At 62.3% G+C, this 17,039-nt stretch carries 15 protein-coding genes; 13 read left to right on the top strand and 2 right to left on the bottom strand.

Going from position 1 to position 17,039, the window contains the following annotated elements; genetic code table 11:
• The first annotated feature begins 5 nt into the window (after positions 1–5).
• The 4 genes from AB4O16_RS00175 (at position 6) to AB4O16_RS00160 (ending at position 4,525) form a co-directional block, all read left to right on the top strand.
• A complete protein-coding gene (locus tag AB4O16_RS00175; protein WP_460156669.1) occupies positions 6–563 on the top strand; it encodes a PqiC family protein in 558 nt (185 codons plus the stop codon).
• A 278-nt stretch (positions 564–841) separates the two neighbouring features.
• The gene (locus AB4O16_RS00170) at positions 842–1,855 is read left to right on the top strand and encodes an iron ABC transporter substrate-binding protein (RefSeq protein ID WP_460156668.1); all 1,014 of its coding nucleotides are present in this window, start codon (positions 842–844) and stop codon (positions 1,853–1,855) included.
• Positions 1,856–1,859: 4 nt separating this feature from the next.
• Positions 1,860–3,458 (top strand): ABC transporter permease, encoded by a 1,599-nt coding sequence (locus tag AB4O16_RS00165; protein ID WP_460156667.1) that lies wholly within the window; start codon positions 1,860–1,862, stop codon positions 3,456–3,458.
• A complete protein-coding gene (locus AB4O16_RS00160; protein WP_460156666.1) occupies positions 3,455–4,525 on the top strand; it encodes an ABC transporter ATP-binding protein in 1,071 nt (356 codons plus the stop codon). The genes AB4O16_RS00165 and AB4O16_RS00160 overlap by 4 nt, the downstream gene beginning before the upstream one ends.
• Positions 4,526–4,529: 4 nt before the next feature.
• Here AB4O16_RS00160 and AB4O16_RS00155 read toward each other — a convergent pair whose 3' ends face one another.
• Positions 4,530–5,468 carry a site-specific integrase gene (locus AB4O16_RS00155; RefSeq protein ID WP_460156665.1) on the bottom strand — a complete coding sequence of 313 codons (939 nt, stop codon included), beginning with the start codon at positions 5,466–5,468 and terminating at the stop codon, positions 4,530–4,532.
• A gap of 256 nt (positions 5,469–5,724) precedes the next feature.
• On the opposite strand from AB4O16_RS00155, the gene AB4O16_RS00150 reads away from it, so the two are divergent.
• From AB4O16_RS00150 to AB4O16_RS00125, 6 genes are all read left to right on the top strand, one after another.
• Positions 5,725–7,104, top strand: coding sequence for a UDP-glucose dehydrogenase family protein (locus AB4O16_RS00150; protein ID WP_160387438.1), 1,380 nt, complete (start codon positions 5,725–5,727; stop codon positions 7,102–7,104).
• Positions 7,105–7,260: 156 nt separating this feature from the next.
• Positions 7,261–8,439: an MFS transporter gene (locus AB4O16_RS00145; RefSeq protein ID WP_460156664.1), complete on the top strand. Its 1,179-nt coding sequence runs from the start codon at positions 7,261–7,263 to the stop codon at positions 8,437–8,439.
• Positions 8,440–8,599: 160 nt separating this feature from the next.
• Positions 8,600–9,307: an HPP family protein gene (locus AB4O16_RS00140; protein ID WP_460156663.1), complete on the top strand. Its 708-nt coding sequence runs from the start codon at positions 8,600–8,602 to the stop codon at positions 9,305–9,307.
• 97 nt (positions 9,308–9,404) lie between these two features.
• A complete protein-coding gene (locus AB4O16_RS00135; RefSeq protein ID WP_160387432.1) occupies positions 9,405–10,868 on the top strand; it encodes a nucleobase:cation symporter-2 family protein in 1,464 nt (487 codons plus the stop codon).
• 65 nt (positions 10,869–10,933) lie between these two features.
• Positions 10,934–11,404 carry an LEA/WHy family protein gene (locus AB4O16_RS00130; protein WP_460156662.1) on the top strand — a complete coding sequence of 157 codons (471 nt, stop codon included), beginning with the start codon at positions 10,934–10,936 and terminating at the stop codon, positions 11,402–11,404.
• A gap of 27 nt (positions 11,405–11,431) precedes the next feature.
• Positions 11,432–11,977 (top strand): GNAT family N-acetyltransferase, encoded by a 546-nt coding sequence (locus AB4O16_RS00125; protein WP_460156661.1) that lies wholly within the window; start codon positions 11,432–11,434, stop codon positions 11,975–11,977.
• Positions 11,978–11,979: 2 nt separating this feature from the next.
• Here AB4O16_RS00125 and AB4O16_RS00120 read toward each other — a convergent pair whose 3' ends face one another.
• Positions 11,980–12,996 carry an AraC family transcriptional regulator gene (locus AB4O16_RS00120; protein ID WP_460156660.1) on the bottom strand — a complete coding sequence of 339 codons (1,017 nt, stop codon included), beginning with the start codon at positions 12,994–12,996 and terminating at the stop codon, positions 11,980–11,982.
• A 674-nt stretch (positions 12,997–13,670) separates the two neighbouring features.
• On the opposite strand from AB4O16_RS00120, the gene efeU reads away from it, so the two are divergent.
• The 3 genes from efeU to efeB are packed head-to-tail and all read left to right on the top strand — an operon-like array spanning position 13,671 to position 17,019.
• Positions 13,671–14,510, top strand: a complete 840-nt coding sequence (gene efeU, locus AB4O16_RS00115) for an iron uptake transporter permease EfeU (protein WP_460156659.1) — start codon at positions 13,671–13,673, stop codon at positions 14,508–14,510.
• An 8-nt stretch (positions 14,511–14,518) separates the two neighbouring features.
• Positions 14,519–15,739 (top strand): iron uptake system protein EfeO, encoded by a 1,221-nt coding sequence (efeO, locus tag AB4O16_RS00110; protein WP_460156658.1) that lies wholly within the window; start codon positions 14,519–14,521, stop codon positions 15,737–15,739.
• Complete coding sequence (efeB, locus tag AB4O16_RS00105) at positions 15,736–17,019, top strand: iron uptake transporter deferrochelatase/peroxidase subunit (protein ID WP_460156657.1); 1,284 nt, start codon at positions 15,736–15,738, stop codon at positions 17,017–17,019. The genes efeO and efeB overlap by 4 nt, the downstream gene beginning before the upstream one ends.
• Positions 17,020–17,039: the final 20 nt, after the last annotated feature.

The raw sequence follows: 17,039 nt of genomic DNA, 5'->3' as shown, positions 1-17,039 counted from the left end.
CACCCATGGCTTTTCCGTTGAAGTTCACACTGTTCACCGCGTTGTTGCTGCTCGCCGCCTGCCGCAGTGACCCGATTCAGTTCCACACCCTGACCCCGACACAGGTGGGCGATCATTCAAGGACCACCGTCGGGGTGATACAGATCGAGACGCTCAGCGTGCCGCCCCAGGTCGATCGCGCGCAGATCGTCGTGCGCGAGGGCAATAGCGGCCTGGCGATTCTCGAGACCCATTGGTGGGGCGCCACGCTGGTGGATGAATTGCGCAGTGCGCTGGCCGATCAACTGAGCAACAGCCCCGTACAGGGCAAGCATTCGGTACGGGTCGATGTTCAGCGTTTTGACTCGGTCCCCGGTCAATACGCGTTGATGGACGTGAAATGGCGCCTGCGCAGCGCCGACACCGGCGACAAGGCCCGGGTGATTTGCCGCAGCACCCTGCAAACGCCGGCAGGCGCGAGCATCGATGAGCTGGTGCTTGCCCAGCAAAACAACATCAAACGCCTGGCCGCGATGATCAGCCAGGCGGCCACCCGACCCCAGGCGAGCTGCCCTTCGTCCTGAATGACCCTTCCCCCTCGCGGATTGACGGCGACACGTTCGCCGTTGATCTGGCGAACAGCCGAGGCCAACGGCACATTCTGAGCGACTAGTCGAAACACAGTGGCCGCAGTGCTGCTAATCTGAATGAAAATTACATGTATTAGCGGTTTTTTTGACGTTATTTTCTCATTTGGATCTCTACATTCCCTGCAATCCAAAACATGCAAACGATTCGCATTGGTTAACTGGCGTTTCAATGCGCATGACTTTCAAGAAATGCATCAGGAGCAGCCCGCAGAATGATTCCCAAAACCCCTTCGTTCTTGAAAAAAGCCCTGCTGGCCACCGCTTTGCTGAGCGCTGGCCAGGTCTATGCCGCCGACACCGTCGGCATCGTGGTGTACAACGCCCAACACGAAGGCCTGACCAAGGCCTGGGTCGAGGGTTTCACCCAGGAGACCGGTATTCCCGTGACCTTGCGCAACGGCGATGACACCGAGATGGGCAATCAGATCGTGCAGGAAGGCGCGGCTTCTCCGGCGGATGTATTCCTGACCGAAAACTCCCCGGCCATGGTGCTCGTCGACAACGCCGGGCTGTTCGCCCCTGTCGACAAAACCACGCAGGAGCAGGTCGACCCGGCCTATCGTCCGGCCCATGGCAAATGGGTCGGGATCGCCGCGCGCTCCACGGTGTTTGTCTACAACCCGAGCAAGCTGTCGGAAACCAATCTGCCGAAATCGATCATGGACCTGGCCGACCCAAGCTGGAAAGGTCGCTGGGGCGCGTCGCCAGGCGGTGCCGACTTCCAGGCCATCGTCGCTGCCATCCTGCAACAGAAAGGTGAGACCGCCACGCTCGATTGGCTCAAGGGGATGAAAGCCAACTACACCAGCTACCGTGGCAACAGCTCGGTACTCAAAGCGGTGAATGCCGGGCAGATCGAAAGCGGAGTGATCTACCACTATTACAGCCTGGTCGATCAGTCCAAGACTGGCGAAAACAGCAAGAACACCGCCCTGCACTATTTCAAGCACAAGGATCCGGGCGCTTTTGTCAGCATCTCCGGTGGCGGCGTCCTTGCTTCCAGCAAGCACAACGAACAGGCCCAGGCGTTCCTCAAGTACATCACCGGCAAGGACGGCCAGGCCATCCTCAAGAACGGCAAGTCGTTTGAATACGCCGTGGGCAAAGGTGCTGAATCCAACCCTAAACTGGTGCCTCTGAATCAACTCGATGCGCCGACTGTCGATGCTTCGAAACTCGACAGTAAAAAAGCCGTGGAGCTGATGACACAGGCCGGACTGCTCTAAATTGATGCCTGAAACCCTGCCTGCGGACGTCGCCGAGGCGACACCCGCCAATATGCGTCGACGATCGCGCGGACTATTCGCCGGGCGTGGCGGCGTATGGGTGATCGGTTTGTCGGTGCTGGTTTCGTTACTGGCACTGCTACCGATCGCTTACGTTATCGGCGTGTCCCTGCAGACAGGCTGGTCAACCGTCGTGGCCCTGGTGTTCCGCCCCCGGGTCGGTGAACTGCTGGTCAACACCGTGTTGCTGGTGCTGCTGACGATTCCCTTGTGCGTGGCACTGGGGGTGACGCTGGCGTGGCTCACGGAGCGCACGAATCTGCCGGGACGGCGCTGGTGGTCGTTGCTGGCCACCGCCCCGCTGGCCGTGCCTGCGTTCGTTCACAGCTACGCCTGGGTCAGCCTGGTGCCACCGATCCATGGCTTGTTTGCCGGCGTGCTGGTCTCGGTCATCGCCTACTTCCCGTTCCTGTATTTGCCGGTGGCGGCCACGTTGCGCCGACTCGACCCGGCCATCGAAGACGTCGCCGAATCCATGGGGCTCAAACCCTGGAAAGTGTTTTTTCGCGTGGTGCTGCCGCAATTGCGCCTGGCGATCTGTGGCGGCGCGTTGTTGGTCGGCCTGCACCTGCTGGCCGAATATGGCCTGTACGCGATGATCCGTTTCGACACCTTTACCACCGCGATCTTCGATCAGTTCAAATCGACCTTCAACGGCGCAGCGGCGCACATGCTCGCCAGTGTGCTGGCGCTGTGTTGCCTGGCGATGTTGACGGCCGAATCCGCCGCCCGGGGCTCGGCGCGTTATGCGCGCGTCGGTTCGGGCAGCGCCCGGGAGCAACGGGTGGTATGCCTGAAACCGGCATCCACCCTGCTCTCTCTGACCCTGCAGATCGTGACCTGCGCCCTGGCCCTGGGCGTGCCCCTGATCACCCTGGGTAAATGGCTGATCGCCGGCGGCGTGGAAGTCTGGGACATGGCCGAGCTGTTGCCGGCCCTGGAGCAAACCCTGCTGCTCGGAATCGCCGGCGCGGCGCTGACCACCTGTGCGGCGATCCCGATTGCCTGGCTGTCGATCCGCCACCCCGGCCGCCTGCAACGGGTGCTGGAAAGCTGCAACTACATCACCAGTTCCTTGCCCGGGATCATCGTGGCGCTGGCGCTGGTGACCGTCACCATCCATTTTGCCCGGCCGATCTACCAGACCACCATCACCGTGCTCCTGGCCTACCTGCTGATGTTCCTGCCCCGCGCCCTGGTGAGCCTGCGCGCCGGCATTGCCCAGGCCCCGGTGGAACTGGAAAACATGGCCCGCAGCCTGGGCCGTTCGCCGGCCCGGGCCTTGTGGCTGATCACCTTGCGCCTGGCCGCGCCCGGGGCTGCCGCCGGCGCGGCGCTGGTGTTCCTGGCGATCACCAACGAATTGACCGCCACCCTGCTGCTGGCCCCGAACGGCACGCGCACCCTGGCCACCGGATTCTGGGCCTTGACCAGCGAAATCGATTACGCCGCCGCTGCGCCCTACGCCTTATTGATGGTTGTGCTGTCGCTGCCGCTGACCGGACTTCTTTATCACCAATCGAAAAAAACGGCTGGCCGATGAACACTCTAGAACTGAATGCCCTCTACAAGTCCTATGGCGCCTACTGCGCCCTGGACAACATCAGCCTGTCGGTGCCGAGCGGCAGTCGCACGGTCATCGTCGGCCCGTCCGGCTCGGGCAAAACCACCTTGCTGCGGATGATTGCCGGCTTCGAATTCCCCGATTCCGGGCGTCTTTCGCTCAACGGCCAGACCCTGGTCGACGGCACCCACGAAGTACCGGCGCATCAACGCCTGATCGGCTATGTGCCGCAGGACGGCGCCCTGTTCCCGCACATGACCGTGGCGGCGAACATCGGCTTCGGTTTGTCGATCAAGGGCACGGAAAAACAACAGCGCGTCGCCGAACTGATGGACAGCGTGGCGCTGGACGCGAAGATGGCCGGGCGCTGGCCGCACGAATTGTCCGGTGGCCAGCAACAGCGAGTGGCCCTGGCCCGGGCACTGGCGCAACAGCCACGGCTGATGCTGCTGGACGAGCCGTTCTCGGCGCTCGATACCGGATTGCGCGCCGCCATGCGCAAGATGGTTGCGCGGCTGCTGGAAGACGCAGGCGTCACCACCATCCTGGTCACCCACGACCAGAGTGAAGCCCTGTCGTTCGCCGACCAGCTGGCGGTGATGCGTCACGGCCGACTGGTGCAGTCAGGGCATCCGCTGGACCTTTACCGCTATCCCGAAGACGAACAGACCGCGCTGTTCCTGGGGGATGCCGTGGTCATGCCGGCACGCATCGAGGCCGGTTGGGCGCATTGCGACCTGGGGCGGATTCCGGTCAACAACCACCGCAACAACAGCGCGGCGCAGATCATGCTGCGCCCCGAGCAGCTGCAACTGTCCAGTGTCCTGCCCAGCGACCCGGACGGCACTGGCTGCCGGGCCGTGGTCACCGATCGGGATTTCAGCGGCAACACTTGCACGCTGACGGTCGAACTCCAGGCATTGACCCCTCGCGATCAACCGGGCCGATCATTGCTGGTGCGCAGCTCAGGCATGTATGCACCACCGGCCGGCAGCGCGGTCCAGGTCTCGACCATTGGCCACGCCCATGTGCTGAGCGAACTGTAGTCGTTCACAGGTCGAATCGATCCACCGCCCGACGTCGCTCGTTGTCATCGCGCACATCGTAGTTGGCCGTGGTCTGGATGTTGCTGTGATGGGCCAGTTTCTGCGCAATCGACAAGTCATGCTCTTCGATCACCCGGGTAATGAATGAACGCCGGAAGTCGTGGGGCATGATTTTCACCCCGACCTGCGCCCCGCGTTGCCGGGCAATGTAGTAGATCGCATGTTTGGTGATGCGCTCACGGGTGATGTGGCTGCCCCGGCGGATGCGGTTGAACAGGAACGGGTCGTCCGACTCGCCTTCCTTGAGCAGCGAACGGCGCAGTTCCAGCCAGGCTTGCAGTTTGGCGAAGGCCCAGGCCGGTGCGTATTTGATCAACTGCTTGTTGCCCTTGGCAGTCACCCGCAGGCTGCGCTCGCTGAAATCGACCTGGCTGAGTTCCAGGTTCACCGATTCGGATTTGCGCATGCCCGAACCGTACAGAATCCCGATGATCGCCGCATCGCGCAGGCCTTGCGGCCGTGGATCGGCGGCACAGACCGCCATCAATTCCTGGATCAGCGTGCGCCTGAGATTGCGCCCCTGGGACAGCCGTGTCCCGGCAATGCCCTTCACCGAGCGCATCTTCAACAGGTGCTCCTGAGAAATCAGGCTCATGCGCCACGCTTCGTTCATCACCCCGCGCACCGCGTTGACGTACAGCGAAGAGGTGTTCGGCGCGTAGCCGTCCGTGCGCAAAGTGGCCACCAGCGCGATCACGTCCTCGGGCTGCAGGTTGTGCCAGGGGATCTCCTCGATATCGTGATCTTCGAAACCCAGGCGGTCGGCGGCATCCTGCAGCACGTAACGCATGGTCAGTTGGCTGGACGGCGCCAGTCGCGCCAGATACAGGGTCAGCGGATTGGTCAGGGACGTGCGTGAATCAGTTGCAGGTAAGTCAATCAAACGAAACAGCCTTGAAGGTAAACAGTTCAGTGAAACAGGCAGGAAGTGAAATTACGCAGATGTAAAAGACATTGCCCCTGCTGGACTTTTCGCAAGTCGGCGCAGCCCGAATGGACGTGCAACCTGCCGGCCATAGCGAAAAAAGTCAACCGATACGCCCCCCAGTGGTTCTTTCAAGCGATAGCCGAATTGAAACATGGCCCTGCCTATCCTGCGTCACCGAACCAGCCCGTGCGCCCTAACAAAGGAGTGTCCAATGAAAATCAGCGTGTTTGGTAGCGGCTATGTTGGCCTGGTGCAAGCAGCGGTACTGGCGGAAGTCGGCCATGACGTGGTCTGCATGGACGTTGACGAGAAAAAGGTCGAGCTGCTGCAACAGGGCCACGTGAGTATTTTCGAACCAGGGCTCGCCAGCCTGGTGCGCGAAGGCCTGGACGCCAGGCGGTTGCAGTTCACCAGCGAGGAAAAATTTGCCGTCCAGCACGGCCAGGTGCTGTTCATCGCGGTCGGCACCCCGTCCCGGGACGATGGCTCGGCAGACTTGCGCTACGTGATGTCGGTGGGCGAAGCGGTTGCCCGGCATCGCGAACAGCCGGCGATCCTGGTGGAGAAATCCACTGTCCCGGTCGGCACCGGCGACGCCTTGCGCGCGCACATCGACAAATGCCTGCTCAGCGCCGGGCGTCTTTTGCAGTTCGATATCGTCTCCAACCCGGAGTTCTTGAAAGAAGGTTCGGCCGTGACCGACTGCCGCCGCCCGGACCGTATCGTCGTCGGCTGCGAACGCGAAGAAGTGCGCGAAGTGATGCGCGACCTGTACTCGCCCTTCAACCGCAACCACGAACGCATCATGTTCATGGACCTGCGCAGCGCCGAACTGACCAAATACGCCGCCAACTGCATGCTGGCGACCAAGATCAGCTTCATCAACCAGATCGCCGAGCTCGCCGAACACCTGGGCGCCGACATCGAATCAGTGCGCCTGGGCATCGGTGCCGACTCGCGCATCGGCTACCACTTCATCTACCCCGGTTGCGGCTACGGGGGCTCATGCTTCCCCAAGGACATGCGCGCCCTGATCCACAGCGCCGAACAGGCCCATTGCTCCAGCGACCTGCTGCAAGCGGTGGAAGCCATCAACGAACGGCAGAAACACAAGCTGTTCGAACGCATCAACGCGTTCTACCGGGGCGATTTGCGTGGCAGGACCTTTGCCGTCTGGGGCCTGGCATTCAAACCCAATACCGACGACGTGCGCGATGCCCCGAGCCGGGTATTGCTGGAGTCGTTGTGGGCCGCCGGGGCGAATGTCCGCGCATTCGATCCCGAAGCCATGCAGGAAACCCAGAAGCTCTATCCCGATGAATCGAAGCTGATGCTCATGGGGACGCCCGAGTCAGTCCTGTCCGGCGCCGATGCGTTGATCATCTGCACCGAATGGCAACAGTTCAAGGCGCCGGACTTCGAGCTCATCCGCCAGCGACTCAGCGCACCGGTGATCTTCGATGGTCGCAACCTGTACGACGCAGACCGCCTGGCACGCATCGGCTTCACCTACTTCCCGATCGGCCGGGGCGAGTCGCGCAAGTTGCCGATGCCTTACCAGCAATGGTTCGCCGAATCCGTGGTGGCCTGAACCGCATGCCCCCCGACCTGCGCCGACAGTCCCGCGTGCCGGGCCTGTCGGCGGGCATCGCCAGTCAATTTCGTCGCAACAAGCGAGTGTCCGACTGCTAGAGTAGCGCTCACGATTGGCCTGATACCGGCCCGATCGAATAAGGACATTCACGCCGTGACCGCCTACTCCCCGCTCATCCGCCGCCTGCTGATCTGCTCGCTGACCATCGTCGTCAGCCGCGCCATCACCAGCCCTTTGCTGACGCTGTTCGTCAGCGACAAGCTTGGCCTCAACCAACAGGATGTCGGCTTGCTGCTCGGCATTGCGGTGTTCATCGCCACCCTGCTCTCCCTCTATGGCGGCTACATCATCGACCGTTTCGAAAAACGCCGGTTGCTGGTGCTGTCGATGGCGTCCAGCGCGGTCGGCCTGGTGTTGCTGACCTTTGCCGACAACCTCTACCTGACAACGCTCACCCTGATCGTCACCGAAACCGCCTCGGCGCTGTTCCTGATCGGTTCCAAGGCGATCCTCAGCGACAACCTGCCCGTGGGTCAGCGGGCCAAGGCGTTTTCCCTGAGCTATACGCTGACCAACATTGGCTACGCTGTCGGGCCGATGATTGGCGTGCTGATCGCCGGGGTCTTTGCCAGTGCGCCGTTCCTGATCGCGGCGGCCATCGCTTTTTTCAGCATGTTCCTGATGACCGGCATACCCGCAGGCCCGGCCAGAGCACCTGCAACCGCTCAAGCGCAGAGTTTTCTCAAGACCCTGAGCACCCTGAAAAACGACCGGACCCTGATCATGTTCACCGCCGGTTGCCTGCTCAGCACGGTGGTGCACGGGCGCTTCACGTTCTACCTGTCGCAGTACCTGCTGGCGACCAGCGACGCCAAACACACCATGGACGTCATGGCCGCCCTGCTGGCCTGCAACGCCATCAGCGTGATCCTGTTGCAATACCAGGTCGGGCGTTTTCTCAAGCGCGAGCAACTGCGCCAGTGGATCGTCGCCGGCACCGGCCTGTTCATCCTCGGGCTGATCGGCTTCAGCCTCGCTGACAACCTGGTGAGCTGGTGCGTGGCGATGTTCATCTTCACCCTCGGTGAAGTCATCATTTACCCGGCCGAGTTTCTCTTCGTCGATACCCTGGCGCCGGAAGCGCTGCGCGGCAGCTACTACGGCGCGCAAAACCTGGCGGCCCTTGGCGGGGCGTTGAGCCCGGTGATCTGCGGTTTCATGTTGATGCACACCCCGGCGCCGACGATGTTTTATGCCTTGAGTGCACTCGCCGCCGTCGGGGGTTTGTTGTGCTACATGAGCGGTCGACGGGGCCCTATAGAGCAAAATTAATGCACTGAAAGCTCATTAATATGAATTTGTCAGTAGCTGGATTGAACGGCACACTGTGCCTGTTCCTCCCCCAACAGTTGGAACACCTTCAAGGGCTTTCTGGGTTTCCCAGCTAAGCCCTTTTTTTACCTAGATTTTTTCTGCCGGAGTTTGCCTCAGTATGCTCGCCCGCTGGTTGCCCGCCGCCATCAACACCCGCCCCACCGAATGGAGCCGCGCCGCCATCGGCATGGCCCTGGGAACGCTGGTCAGCGTGTGGCTGTGTGGCCAGGTGTTCGGCATCGAGGTGGCCCAGCACCTGATCGGCCCGCTGGGGGCGTCGGCGGTGCTGCTGTTTGCCGTGTCTTCCGGAGCGCTCGCCCAGCCCTGGTCGATCCTGGGTGGCTACTTGTGCGCCGGGGTGATTGCACTGCTGGTGGCCCATGTGTTGGGGCGTACCCTGGGTAGCGCTTGCCTGGCGGCAGGCATGGCGTTGTTGCTGATGTGCTGGCTACGCTGCCTGCATCCACCGGCCGGGGCATTGGCCCTGACGCTGGTACTGGCCGATCCGGCGACCATCGCCATGGACTGGAAAGCCATCGAGCCGGTGATGCTCGGCGCCGCGACGATGCTGCTCTGCGCCCTGGCCTACAACAACCTGACCCGGGTTCGTTACCCCAAGAGTGCCAGCGAACCGGTGGCCAGGATTCCTGCCGATCACCCACCGGTCGACCGTCAGGCCATCACCGCCGAAGACCTGAAACTGGCGCTGGCCGATATGGAGGCGTTCTATGACGTCACACCCGAGGACCTCGAACAGTTGATCCAGGCCAGCCAATTGCATGCCAGACGCCGCAGTGTTGGCGAGGTGCTCGCTCAACGATTGTAAGTCGCTGTTCTGGAGGTTCTTTTGCCGTGGCCGGGCGGTTCTGGCATCCTGCGCCTCCATTTTCTGACCCGGCCCGCCTTCTGGCACGCAAACCACCATGACCGCCTCCGAAAAAGCCCCCGCTCCACGCCACAACGACTTGATCTACGGCCTCGATGACCGCCCGCACCTGACCGCCACCGTCTTCGCCGCCCTGCAGCATGTGCTGGCGAGTTTCGTCGGCATCATCACCCCGACGCTGATCATGGGCAGCGCCCTGGGCCTGCAAAGCGAAATCCCTTATCTGATCAGCATGGCGCTGTTCGTCTCCGGCCTGGGCACCTTCGTGCAGGCGCGGCGCTTTGGCCCGGTGGGTTCGGGCCTGTTGTGCCTGCAGGGCACCAGCTTCTCGTTCATCAGTGTGATTCTCAGTGCCGGCTTCATGGTCAAGGCCCGGGGCGGCGGCACCGACGAGATCCTCTCGACCATCTTCGGCGTGTGTTTTTTTGCCGCGTTCATTGAAGTGGTGTTGAGCCAGTTCATCGGCAAGCTGCGCATGTTGATCACCCCGGTGGTGACCGGGACGATCATCACGCTGATGGGTTTGTCGCTGATCAAGGTGGCCATGACCGACATCGCCGGCGGCTTCGGCGCGCCGGACCTGGGGGCCGCCAGTCACCTGGCCCTGGCCGCGCTGGTGCTGGGCACCATCGTGGTGTTGAACCGGGTGGACGTGCCGTTTCTGCGCCTGGGCGCGATTGTCATCGGCCTGACCCTGGGTTACGGGGTGGCCTGGCTCATGGGCCAGGTGGATTTCAACAGCCTGCCCGACGTCCCGCTGGTGAGCGTGCCGGTGCCGTTCAAGTACGGGTTCAACTTCGATTGGGTGGCGTTCATTCCGGTGGCGGTGATTTTCCTCGTTTCGCCGCTGGAGGCCGCCGGTGACCTGACGGCCAACTCGATGATCTCCCGGCAACCGGTCAAAGGCCCGTTGTACATTCGCCGGATCAAGTCCGGCCTGCTCGCCGACGGCCTCAACTCGGCCATGGCCGCGGTGTTCAACAGCATGCCGATGGTGACCTTCGCGCAGAACAACGGGGTGATCCAGCTTACGGGCGTGGCCAGCCGCTACGTGGCGTTTTTCATTGCCGGCTTGCTGGTGGTGCTCGGCCTGTTCCCGATGATCGGCGCGGTCCTGCAACTGATGCCCAAACCGGTACTGGGCGGCGCGGAGCTGGTGATGTTCGGCACCGTCGCCGTGGCCGGGATCAAGATTCTCGCCGAGGCCGGCCTGCATCGGCGCAACATGCTGATCGTGGCGATCTCCCTCGGCATGGGCCTGGGTGTCGCCGCCGTGCCGGAAGTCTTGCGTGAACTGCCCAAGGCGCTGCACAACATTTTCGAATCACCCATCACCGTCGGCGCGCTGTGCGCTATCGTTCTTAATATCTTCCTGCCCGAGGAGTTCATCGAGCTGGAAGAGGACGAATTCGATCCGGAAGCCTCCGTGCTTCAGGTGATGCAGAACCCCGATGTGACCGCCAGGGATGAACCCGCGAAGGCTGCGGTGGTCGCACCGTAAACCGCTGGACGAGCTCAGGGGCTGAGCCGCTGGCGGTTCAGCCCTTTTCAGATGAGAGCACTTCCATGCGCAGCGTCCACGCGGTCCTGATTTCCCTCCTGCTCTGCCTGAGCGCCTGTTCCTCGCTGCCCAATCGGGATCCGTTGAAAATCAACGTCGTGGGTATCGAACCCCTGCGGGGTGAAGGCATGGAAGTGCGCTTTACCGTGAGAATCCGCGTGCAGAACCCCAACGACTACAACCTCACCTACAGCGGCGTTGCCCTGGACCTGGACATCAACGGCCAGCCATTCGCCTCCGGCGTCACCGATGAGCGGGGCTCGATCGGGCGCTTTTCCGACACCGTCGTGAGCGTGCCGGTCAGCGTTTCGGCATTTTCGGTGATCCGCCAGACCTATGGCATCAGCCAGATGAAAACGCTCAACAACATGCCTTATGTCCTGCGCGGCAAACTCTCGGGCGGGGTGTTCAACACGAATCGTTTCGTGGACAGTGGCACCATCAATCTACCGGCGCCGACCACTGGCAGTCGTTAAAGCCCGACCCAAGGAGCTACACCGCCAATGGAAGCCACCCCCACGCTCTACACCGAGCGCCTGATCCTGCGTCCGCTGGAACTGGCGGATGCCGACGCCATACAGCAACAGTTCCCGCACTGGGAAGTGGTGCGCTACCTCAACGCCCTGGTGCCATGGCCCTATCCGGCCGACGGTGCGTTGATGTACTTGCGTCACAGCGCCCTGCCCGCTGTCGCCCGTGGCGAGGAGTGGCACTGGTCGATCCGCTTGAAATCGGCACCCGGGCAGTTGATCGGCAACATCAGCCTGATGAACGAACAGGACAACAATCGCGGTTTCTGGCTCGGTCCAAAGTGGCAAGGTTCGGGTCTGATGAGCGAAGCCAGCGCGGCTGTGACCGAGTACTGGTTCACCGTGCTGGGTCGCACGGTGTTGCGTGTGCCAAAAGCGACACCCAACATTGCCTCGCGCAGACTCTCCGAACGCACGGGCATGCGCCTGGTCGGTACGGATGAAGGTCGCTTTGTCGGCGGGGTCTTCCCGAAGGAAACCTGGGAAATCACCCGCGAAGAATGGTTGGCGCGCCGCTGAATTCACTCAACGTCATTGAGAATCAGGCTGCGGTAATGCCCCGGGTTTGACCCCGACCACTTGCGAAACGCCTTGTAGAACGAACTGACGTCGGCGAACCCGAGCCGTGTGGCGATTTCGCTGAAGCTGATCGCCGGCTCGGCCAGCCAGACAATCGCCAGCTCCTTGCGCACGCTGTCCTTGAGGCCTTGATAGGTTTGCCCTTCTTCGGCCAGCCGGCGGCGCAAGGTGGATGCCGACATGCACAGGCGTTGCGCCAGGGTGTCGGTTTCCGGCCAGTGTTCGGCCGGCAGGTGGCGCAGGTCGTGTTTGATGCGACTGGCCAGGCTCTGCGGGTCGCGGTATTTCACCAGAATGTTCGCCGGCGCCAGGGCCAGGAAGCGCTTGAGCTCTTCAGGGCTGCGCTTGATCGGCAAGTCCAGGCAATCGGCGGAGAAAATCATCCGCGTGCGCGGCCGGTCGAAACGCAGGTTCTCGGAAAACATCACCTGGTAGTCGTCGCAGAAATCCGGTTTCGAACACCGCAGTTCAATGGCCAGAATCGGAATCCGCCGCCCTGCCAGCCAGCACGCAACGCCGTGCACGATCATCCAGTAGGTGAAATAGGTGAAGGCCCGGCGCGGGTCCTTGTCATCCTCCAGCAGGACGATTTCCGCCAGGCTTTGCTGGCGCACCAATTGCGCCGGCAGCCGTTCAAGCATCAGCGACAGAAAGTCCAGGCCGCAGGTCAGTCCCGCCGCCACGTTGGGCTGGAGCATGGCCGTGCGACACAGGAAGGCAAAGCTGCCGGACTTGAGTTTGCGCGGGTCCATGCCAAAGAACTCGTCGTCCCCGCGCCGTGCCAGCAGCCGCCAGCACTTTGCATAGGTGGTGGCGGGCAAGCGGGCTTCGGTGCTGTCGAGCAACCTGGGGTCGATGCCGAGTTTGTGCAGGACTTCTGCGGTGGCGGCTCCCGGGGCGCAACTTTGCAGAAGTGCTTCACGCAGCAGTTGGGCGGAGATGGTGTCTTTTTCCGACATGGATCGCGGTAAGCCTTGTTCTTGTTCGGGTGGGGGGCATCTTAGCTGAAACCGCCTGCCTGCCGCTGATCCCCTGTGGGCTATGAAACCCTGTGGGAGCTGGCTTGCCAGCGATGACGGCCTGATGGCCGACTATTTTTCGTGAGTGTGGCCTACATATCCATTGCTACGGTCACGGCGACTATTGGGTCACTTGGAAAAGCCTGTAGGAGCTGGCTTGCCAGCGATGGCGGCCTTATGGCCGACTATTTTCCGTGACGTGTACATATCCGTTTCTGCGGTAACGGCCGCTTATGGTTCCGCTCTTACAGCGGGTCACTTTGAAAAGCCCAAAGTAACCAAAGGCTCTTGCCCCTTTCGTTCGGTGCCTCGCCTAGGCTCGGCATTCCCTCGCTCCGGTCCTGCTCCGTGGGCCCGCCGCCATCGGCCATCCATGGCCGGGGGCGGCTAACCCGGCATCCATGCCGGGTTGCCCACTGCGCAGAACCTCCACTCGGCCTCTCGATGGGGCAAGAAGATCAAAAGCCAAAGCAAAGCCAAAGCAAAGCCAAAGCCAACGCGTGATTTTCAGGATCGTTCAGCTCAGGTTCAGCTAATTGGCAATCAATGGCATATGGGAATGAGTGTCATCATGTTACAAATTAGCTCCCTATCTAAATTCGAGACGGCGCTGAATGCTTGTTCCTTTTTTGATCATGCTGCGCGAAGGTGTCGAGGCTGCGTTGATCGTTGGCATCATCGCCAGTTACCTCAAGCAGACCGGTCGTGGCCAATGGCTGCCGGCGATGTGGATCGGGGTGTTTCTTGCCGTCACGCTTGCGCTGCTGGTGGGCGCCGGGCTGGAACTGGTCAGTGCGGAGTTTCCGCAAAAGCAACAGGAGCTGTTTGAAGGCATCGTCGGCTTGGTCGCCGTCGGCATTCTCAGCTCGATGGTGTTCTGGATGCGCAAGGTGGCGCGTTCGATCAAGCATTCATTGCACGAGTCCCTCGACCACGCGTTGACCGGTTCTGCACACCAGGTGATTGCCTTGATCGCCATGGTGTTTTTCGCCGTGGCCCGCGAAGGCCTGGAGACGGTGTTCTTCCTGCTTGCGGTATTCCAGCAGAGCCAAGGCCCGGCAGCACCGGTTGGCGCCCTGCTCGGCCTGGTCCTGGCCATCATCATCGGCTGGCTGATTTATAGCGGCAGCATGCGCCTGAATCTCTCGGCGTTTTTCCGCTGGACCGGGCTGTTCATCCTCGTGGTGGCGGCCGGCATTCTCGCCAACTCGGTGCAGGCGCTGCATGAAGCCGGGCTCTGGAACCACCTGCAAACGGTACTTTTCGACTTCAGCGCAACGCTGCCGATGGACGGGCCGCTGGGTTCGGTGCTGGCCGGCATGTTCGGTTACCAGGATGCCCCGACCGTCAGCACCCTGGGTGCGTATCTGATCTATCTGCTGGTGGCGCTGGTGATGTTCTTCGCCCCGGCCGTCGCACCCGCCAGCCAATCCTCTTCCGTTTCCAGCCAGTAAGGGCGCCCATGTCAAATCAAGCCCCCCTCCAGGCTTCCCCGCCCCGCGCGTTGCGCTGGGCGCTGGCCGGCTCGGTGATCGTGATGATCGCGGCCGGTGGCCTGTTCTATTACGCGTCGACAATGGCCGCGGCCAAGCGCCTCGCCAACCACGATGAAGTGCTGGTGACCATCCAGCCGCACAGTTGCGAACCCAATGCCCTCACCGTCCCGGCCGGTCACGCGAGCTTTCGCATCGTCAACCGCTCCGACCGAGCCGTGGAATGGGAAATCCTCGACGGCGTGCTGGTGATCGAAGAACGGGAAAATATTGCGCCCGGCCTGAGCCAGGTGATCAACGCCAACCTGGCGCCCGGTGACTACAGCATCACGTGCGGCCTGCTGAGCAACCCGCGTGGCACCTTGCATGTCACGCCGACAGCCGCGTCCGATGCGGCGGCCAAGGCCAGTCCGTCGATGGTGGCGTTTGTCGGGCCGCTGTCGGAGTTCCGCGTGTACCTCAACAGCCAGGGCAGCGCGCTGATCAAGGCCGTCACCGCCCTGCAGCAAGCCATCGAGTCCGGTGACCTGAGTCAGGCGCAGGCCCTGTATGTGCCGGCGCGCACGGCGTACCAACGAGTGGCGCCCGCCGCGCAACGCCTGGCGCAACTGGACAACGCGATCAATGCTCGCGCCGACTACTTCGAAAAGCGCGAGCAGGACCCAGGGTTCACGGGTTTCCATCGCATCGAATACGCATTGTTTGAGCAACGCGACCTCTCCGGCATGGCGCCGGTTGCCCAGCGCCTGCTGACGGACGTGCGCACCCTCAAGCAACAGTTGCTGGCCCAGTCACTGCCGCCGGAGCAACTGGTGAGCATCATGGTGCGCAATCTCAACGGCATCGCCGATGTGCGCGCCGGCAGCGGCGAAGAGGAACGCTACAGCCACAGCGACCTGAACGGCTTCGTCGCCAACCTCGACGCCACCCGCAAGGTCGTCGACCTGTTGCGACCGTTGCTGAGCAAGTCCGCGGCCGGGCTGCTGGGGAAAATCGACACTGCCCTCAACGCCTTCGACGCCGAACTCAATGCGTTCAAGGTCGGCGACGGGTACGCCAGTTACGACAGTGTCAGCGCCGAACAACGCAATCAGATCGCCGACAAGGCCAAGGCACTGGCCACCGCCCTGGATGAAATCGATCCCGCCCTTGGCCTTTCCGGCCTGTCAGCAGAAGACGTCAACCGATGAATGATCCAGAGCAATTCAACCTCCAGCGTCGCCGCGTCCTGATGGGCATGGGCGCCGCAGGTGTAGCGCTCAGCTGCCCGGCCATGGCCGCCAGTCCCGCGCAAGTCACCGAGGCACCGAGCAGCGACAAAACCGGTGACCGTCAGCCGTTCCACGGTTTGCATCAGTCCGGCATCGTCACGCCGCGCCCGGCCGCCGGCATGCTGGTGTCGTTCGATGTGCTGGCCAGCGACCGTGAAGACCTCGAGCGGCTGTTTCGCACCCTGAACCAGCGCATTGCATTCCTCATGAAGGGCGGCCCGGTGGCGCAGGTCGACCCAAAGCTGCCCCCCGTGGACTCGGGCATTCTCGGCCCGGTCGTCACTCCGGATAACCTGACCATCACCGTGTCGGTGGGCGAATCGTTGTTCGACGAGCGTTTCGGCCTGGCCGACGCCCGGCCCAAGCGCCTGATACGCATGGTTGGCTTCCCCAACGACGCGCTGGAAGCCGATTGCTGCCATGGCGACTTGAGCATCCAGTTCTGCGCCAACACCACAGACACCAACATCCACGCCCTGCGCGACATCGTGAAAAACCTGCCAGACCTGCTGCTGGTGCGCTGGAAACAGGAAGGCAGCGTACCGCCCCAGGCCCCGGCAAAACCCGGCGTGCCGGCACAGAGCGCGCGTAATTTCCTGGGTTTTCGCGACGGTTCGGCCAACCCCGATTCCAACGACGCCAAGACCATGGACAGCATCGTCTGGGTGCAGCCCGGCAGCGATGAACCGACGTGGGCCGCCAATGGCAGCTATCAAGCCGTGCGGATCATCCGCAACTTCGTCGAACGCTGGGACCGCACGCCGCTGCAGGAGCAGGAAAGCATTCTCGGCCGGGTCAAAAGCACCGGCGCGCCCATGGGCGGCGCCCACGAAAGCGAAGTGCCGGACTACGGCAAGGACCCGCAAGGCAAGCTGACCCGGCTCGATGCACACATTCGCCTGGCCAACCCACGCACCGCCGCGACCCAGGCCAATCTGATCCTGCGCCGGCCGTTCAACTACTCCAACGGCGTGAACAAGAACGGCCAACTCGACATGGGCCTGCTGTTCATCTGCTACCAGGCCGACCTGGAGAAAGGCTTCATCGCCGTGCAGACCCGACTCAACGGCGAACCGCTGGAGGAGTACCTCAAGCCGGTCGGCGGCGGTTACTTCTTCACGCTGCCCGGGGTGACCAGCGACCAGGATTTCATCGGCCGCTCGCTGCTCGATTCCACACAACCAAAAACAACCGCCTAACAACGCAACCCACACGGAGC

The organism is Pseudomonas sp. S2_H10 (assembly GCF_054668285.1).
The sequence above is the reverse complement of the archived record's forward strand: the minus strand, read 5'-3'. Positions and strand labels throughout refer to the sequence as shown.